Below are 5,975 nucleotides of genomic sequence, written 5' to 3'. Positions count from 1 at the left end.
TTCCACGCTGTAGATCCCCACACCTCCCTGACTCGGCAGAAAGGCTTCAAGGTGGACGACTTTTACGCCGCCCGCAGCAGGACTATCCCGCCGCTACCGTGGTCGAATATTGCTCCGCCGTTCTCAAGCCATCACCATAAGTCACCCTGCGCTTCACGCCGATGGTCAAACCATCGCCGCCTTCGAGCGAAATGACCGGGTGATGCTCGATCCAGCGTGCATGCGTCCCGAAATCTCGAATGGCCTCCCAAACCGTTGCGACGGGAGCGTCTATAATTCGGCGTGCGCGAACGGTTGGCATGGATGACGTTCCTCGTGCGTGGATGGTCGGTCAGTGAGCGGTCATGCCGCCGTCGACCGGAATTGCGGCCCCAGTGATGAAGGAGGCATCGTCGCTGGCCAGAAACGCCACTGCGGCAGCTATTTCATCTGGCCGGGCGAACCGCTTGAGAGCATGTTTATCCGCCCAGCTATCCATCGTCCCCTCGTCCATGAAGGACAGAGCGAGAGGCGTGAGAACGCCGCCCGGGCAAAGGGCATTCACCCGAATATTGTGGCGTCCATATTCCAGAGCAGCTGTCCTCGTCATGCCGACGACCGCTGCTTTGGATGCCGAATAGATCGACAGCGTCTCGAACCCGATCAGCGCCGCAACGGATGCGACATTGACGATGGCTCCGCTGCCGCCCGCGACCATGGCGGGAAGGACCTGCTTCATCGCCAGCCAACAGGCTCGCAGATTGACGTCGATCACCCGGTCAAAATCGTCATTCTCCCCGTCGGCCAGCAAGGCAGGCGTTCCGTCGATCCCGGCATTATTGACCAGAATGTCGATCCGGCCCCATCGTTGCTCGGCCTCCCGCACGGCGGCGTGCAGCACCGACGCATCGGACACGTCGCCGACGGTTGCGAAAGCCTGGTTGCCGATGGCCTCGGCAACAGTCCGCACCTTTTCATCGAGATCGACGCATAGGACGCGCGCGCCTTCGGACGCCAGGCGGCCGACCGTGGCTTCCCCTATCCCTTGCGCCGCGCCTGTCACCAGCGCCACCTTACCGGCCAGTCGCGGTGCCGGATCGCCCATCACAATGTCCATCCACCATCTGCGGCATAGCTGCCGCCGGTCAGGAAACTTGCCGACTTCGATGCAAGAAAGACGATGAGGTTCGCAATCTCGGCAGGACTCCCCGGTCGCGGGATCGGCAAGCCGGACGCGAATTGCAGGATTGGCTCAAAAGCGGCCGCCCCGCCTTCAGGACGGACCATTGGCGTGTCCACAAGGCCGGGATGGACTGAATTGACCCGGATATTATCCTTGGCGAGATCGAGCGCCGCCACCTTGGTCATGCCGGTCACGGCAAACTTGCTCGCCACATAAGCGATCGCACCGCGTTCCGCCTTGAGGCCCGCCACGGACGACACATTGACGATCGCGCCACCACCCCTACCGATCATGGAGGGAGCGACCGTTTTCATGCCCAGAAAACAGGAAATTTGGTTGATCTCGATGACACGCCGATAATCGGCTTCGCTAACCTCGAAAAGCGGTGTCGGCGTCGGAGCGATGCCGGCATTATTGACCAATATGGATACCGGGCCGAAGCTGTCTTCCGCCACGGACAGGACTGTTTTCCAGTCGCATCCATCGCTAACATCGTGCGCTACGAACCGCGCCGCCTCACCTATGTCGGCAGCAACCTGCGTGCCGAGCGCCTGCTTGATATCGGTAAGGACTATCTTGGCGCCATGTGCGGCAAGCATCCTCGCGGTAGCAGCCCCAATGCCACCGGCCGCGCCGGTCACGATCGCGACGTCCCCCAGAAAAGTTTCGGAGTCCATATGTCGTCCTAGCCGGGGAGGCCGATCCGGGATCGACCTCCCTGTTCCACCATTAGAAACGATAGCTGAAATTCGCCCCATAGGTGCGAGGCTCACCGGTGAAACGGACGGCGCCGTCGCCTGCCGACGCGACCGAATTCCAGTAATATTTGTTCGTCAGATTGCGGCCGTACAGGCTAACCCGCCATCCGTTGATGGACTCCACACCGATCCGGGCGTCAAGCAACGTGTAGGAAGGCATTGCAAAGTCAGCACCTTCGCCCAGATCGGCAAACGTCTTGTCCCGATAGGTAACGGTGCCGCCGACGAACGGCGAAAGATCCCCGCCCGTGTCGAATTTATACTCCGCGTCCAGGTTCGCCGACCATGGCGGCGCATAGTTGAATTGCTTGCCCGAAAAATCGAGGGGCTGGCCCGCGAAGTCGAAGCCGACATACTGGCTGACCTTGGTCTTGATATAGGTCGCACCGCCGTTGAGCCGCAGCCCGCCAAACTGCGCCGTAATATCGATGTCCGCGCCATCCACAGTGGACTTGGGGATATTGACCAGCGTCGCCGTCACAAGCGCGCCCTGCAGAACCGGCAGGAAAGAGAAGAACTGCTTGTTCACATAGTCATAGTGGAATGCCGAAGCGTTGAGCTGGACATGATTGTCGAACAGCGTGAGCTTTGCGCCGGCTTCATAAGAGGTCAGCTTTTCCTGCTTTACCGGTTTGATGACGGAGTTGAACAGGTTGACGATGACAGGGAAGGTGCCCGCCTTGAAACCCCGACTCACCGATGCATAGAGCAGAACGTCCGGCGTTACCTTGTAATTGACGGCACCGCGCCAGGCAATATTATGTTCCTTCTGCTCACCATCGGCAAAAATGGGCAGGAAAGTGGGCGCGGCAGCCCCGCCGCCATCGTCGATCGTGATGCATCCGCCAGAGACATAGGCGGCCGCGAGCGCGGGATTGACTGCCCCGACGATCGACTGCGAGACACCACGAATACCGGGCGTGCCGCCCTTGTCGAAGGTGCATCCATTGATCGTTTGTTTCGTTTCTGTGTAGCGGGCACCAGCGGTAAGCGTGAGGCCCTGAACCACTTCATAGTCCACGCTGCCGAAGATGGCCGCGCCGCGCTGGATCAGATCATATTTCCATTCAGCGGGCGAATTGGCCGGAAAACCGGTATAGCCCGTATAGGCGTTGGCCACGCCTTCTGTAATGTCATCTTTGCCGTAACTCGCGCCGAGCACGAAATTGATACCCGCATCGGCATAGTTGCCGGACAGGCGAATTTCCTGGTTGATGGACTTAATATCCGCCTTTGCAGTTGCGGGCTGCATGGGAACGGCGGTGCCGTCCTGGTCATGGGGCGAACGGAACCGCGTCTTGACGTAATTTGTGATCGAAGTCAGCGTCAACGCTTCGTTTATGTCATAGTCCGCCCGCAGCACGCCTTGATAGGTATAACTGTCGGCGCGCGTGTCATATCCCGTGTCGAAATCGGCGTCGCGCGCGTTGGTCGGCAGATGATCCCGATACGTCAGGAACGGGGCCGCGGACGCAGCAGCCGGATTCACTGGCTGGATGAGGAATGCCTGGGCCTGCTGCTGCTCGCTGCGATCCTTCGAGGCATTCAGGTTGACCGAGATCTTGAGCCGGTCGGTGGGCGTCCAGTCCAGAAGCAGCCTGCCGGCGATCTTGTTCTGATCGCCATTTTTCTGGTTGTTGAGATAATAGCCACGCTGCCAGCCGCCGAACTGCGTGGTCTGGACCGCAACGCGCGCAAGCAACGTGTCCGACAAGGGGCCGCTGACGAAGCCTTCCGCATTGGTTTCGCCCCAACGATTGACGTCCACGCGGAAGCCGGCGGAGAGATCCTTGGTGGGTTTGGCCGCAATCACGTTGATCGAGCCACCGGTCGCGTTCTGGCCAAACAGGGTGCCTTGGGGGCCCTTGAGCACTTCGACGCGCTCGACGTCCAGGAACAATGCCTGTCCCATTACCGGATAAGGCAGGGCGGCTTCGTCGATGTACGAGCTGACGGTTGGGGGAGCAGATGCCTGGAAGGAGTTGAAATTGACGCCGCGCAGCGAGAATACCGGCGGGCCGAAGACGCTGGTCGAGGCAGTAAAGCCCGGGACGATCGAACCAAGCCCTTCTGCATCTATGACACCAGCGCTCTGAAGCTGGGTTGCCGATGCGACCGAAACGCTGACGCCCACATCGTTGAGGCGTTGCTCACGCTTTTGCGCGGTGACGATGATGTCACCCAAGCCGGATTGGTCGGCGGCCGGCTGCTCGGCCTGCGCTGGCGCACCATCGGTCTGAGCGCTGGCCTGAGCCGCCATCAGGATCGACGACCCTGTCAACGCGATGATCGCCGCAGACGTGTGGAACTGGTGCTTCATGGTACCCCTCTCCTGACATGCCCCTCCTTGGGGTCTATGTCATATTCTTTAGTGTCAGGAGGGATGGACCGCTGTCACCTAGGGGGGTGACTGCTCTGCGGAACGTCGGATTTCTCGTCGGCTGCTGCTGGTCGCACGTTGGGAATGACGATTGCAGGTGCTGGCCAAGCCCCTGCAATCGCATATCGAGCCAAATCGTGCCTTCAGTCTTCCCCCTCGTCCGCTACCCACCGGACGAACCTGTGCAACGGATAGAAGGCATCATGCGGTCGACCCAGCGAACTCTCCATGGCTTCGCCGAGCGGGACGACGCGCTGCACGCCGGCGCTCGCCAGCGCATCGCGGAACTCGGCTTTTCGGCTATTGGGATAGACACCGACCGTCTGGGTTGCGACGTTCGCGCGGAGGACCCCTTGCCGGAGATTGTCGACCGCCACGACATTGACCGTCTTATCGGAAGGGTGGAAATCGACCGGCGCCTGGGAGCGAATGACCATCCCGCGCCCATCGGGCCGGCCAAACACGCGGTACATAGGCTCCAGCATCGAAACGCCCTCCACATGATCCCTCAATTCAGCGGTCGGCAACGGCCCCTGCCCATCGCCATAGCGCGAATCCTCACCCAGAGCCTCGAGCAAGTGGCCGCAATAGCGATCGGCGTCCTCGACGCTGCCCTCGATAAACTGGAAGCGCGAAGCCACGCACGCATCTTGATTGCAGACCTTGACGTCGGCGCTCGCTCGCCAGGCCACCGCTTTGAGTGTCTCTTCGGAGGCAAAGGCTTCCTTGCCGATCAGTGACATCGAGGTCTTGGGATCGAAGGAAATGAGTTCCAGGCCGGGGCCTATATATTTCTGAATGTGCCGCATCGACGCTTCGCCGCCCCAGGCGACGACCTTGTCGAAATATTGCGCACGGTAAATACCCGATTCGACGCGCTCGTCGCCCCCTGGCCAATAGGCTGCGCTGAACGAGCGTACGACCGGGTGATCCTTGTCGATATCCGCCAGAGTCCGGAGAATCGCGGTCGCGGTAAACAGGTCGTTGGAGGGCAACTTGATCAGATGCACGCCTTTGCTGAGCGCGCCGCGGGCGATCGTGAGCCCGGATACCATGGGCGAGTTGCCGGCTACGACGTGCACCATCCTGGACGGAAAAGCACGAACATGATGGTGCCCGCCCCGCTCGCTCGCCTGCCAGCCGTCAAGGGCGGCAGCGCCGACGATCTCCATGTCGGCCATCAAAGCGGATCTGTCGAATATCCTGGGTATGTCCATATAGGTGTTTTCGACGATCCGCTGACCGAGCGGCGACGCCTTCGCCGACATCGCAGCAGCTTCCTGCAGATAGATGTTGGAGTCGAACGCCAGCCGTTGCCCCAGCTCCACAAGAAGATCGACGATTTCGGCGATCGGCGTATCGAAGGCTGGGCCTGGTTCGCTCCTGGGCCATATCAGACGGTCCAGCCGAAGCGCCGGCGTCGTGAACTCGCCGCCCAGGTCCCGCGACCGGTAGACCGCATCTTCACCCGTCTCATAGGTGCCGCGAATGAAATGCGGAACCCGCAGGCGCGCGGTGGCCGCAGGTGTCATTTCCAATGTGTCAGCCATTAGAGCGGTTTCCACTCATTCCGGTTCATATCCGCACGATTTGAAGTAATTGGCGCATTCGTCGGGCTGGAAGATATCGACGAGCTTTCCTATCAGGCCCCAAAGCCCGCTGACGGTTCGCTCGC

5 protein-coding genes and 1 pseudogene are annotated in these 5,975 nt (G+C 60.5%); all 6 read right to left on the bottom strand.

All coding sequences use genetic code 11. The features are described from left to right. Positions 1–82: 82 nt before the first annotated feature. Positions 83–301 carry an SRPBCC family protein gene (locus tag EWH12_RS23020; protein ID WP_129927750.1) on the bottom strand — a complete coding sequence of 73 codons (219 nt, stop codon included), beginning with the start codon at positions 299–301 and terminating at the stop codon, positions 83–85. 30 nt (positions 302–331) lie between these two features. Next, positions 332–1,084, bottom strand: coding sequence for an SDR family NAD(P)-dependent oxidoreductase (locus tag EWH12_RS21250; protein WP_037474418.1), 753 nt, complete (start codon positions 1,082–1,084; stop codon positions 332–334). Then, positions 1,084–1,839 (bottom strand): SDR family NAD(P)-dependent oxidoreductase, encoded by a 756-nt coding sequence (locus EWH12_RS21245; RefSeq protein ID WP_129927749.1) that lies wholly within the window; start codon positions 1,837–1,839, stop codon positions 1,084–1,086. Before EWH12_RS21245 ends, EWH12_RS21250 begins: the two co-directional genes overlap by 1 nt. 52 nt (positions 1,840–1,891) lie before the next feature. Further along, positions 1,892–4,240, bottom strand: coding sequence for a TonB-dependent receptor (locus EWH12_RS21240; RefSeq protein ID WP_129927748.1), 2,349 nt, complete (start codon positions 4,238–4,240; stop codon positions 1,892–1,894). Between the two features lie 203 nt (positions 4,241–4,443). Beyond that, positions 4,444–5,850: an acyl-CoA reductase gene (locus tag EWH12_RS21235; protein WP_207212466.1), complete on the bottom strand. Its 1,407-nt coding sequence runs from the start codon at positions 5,848–5,850 to the stop codon at positions 4,444–4,446. Between the two features lie 15 nt (positions 5,851–5,865). Beyond that, positions 5,866–5,975: pseudogene (locus EWH12_RS22550) on the bottom strand (IS630 family transposase); the annotation flags it as partial.

It is taken from the genome of Sphingobium cupriresistens (assembly GCF_004152865.1).
GTDB lineage: Bacteria > Pseudomonadota > Alphaproteobacteria > Sphingomonadales > Sphingomonadaceae > Sphingobium > Sphingobium cupriresistens.
Note: the sequence above shows the minus strand (reverse complement) of the source record. Positions and strands in the feature narration are given on the sequence as shown.

Coding starts and splice junctions, on each gene's coding strand:
- EWH12_RS23020 (WP_129927750.1), bottom strand. CDS start 301: ATGCCAACCGTTCGCGCACGCCGAATTATAGACGCTCCCGTCGCAACG.
- EWH12_RS21250 (WP_037474418.1), bottom strand. CDS start 1,084: ATGGGCGATCCGGCACCGCGACTGGCCGGTAAGGTGGCGCTGGTGACA.
- EWH12_RS21245 (WP_129927749.1), bottom strand. CDS start 1,839: ATGGACTCCGAAACTTTTCTGGGGGACGTCGCGATCGTGACCGGCGCG.
- EWH12_RS21240 (WP_129927748.1), bottom strand. CDS start 4,240: ATGAAGCACCAGTTCCACACGTCTGCGGCGATCATCGCGTTGACAGGG.
- EWH12_RS21235 (WP_207212466.1), bottom strand. CDS start 5,850: ATGGCTGACACATTGGAAATGACACCTGCGGCCACCGCGCGCCTGCGG.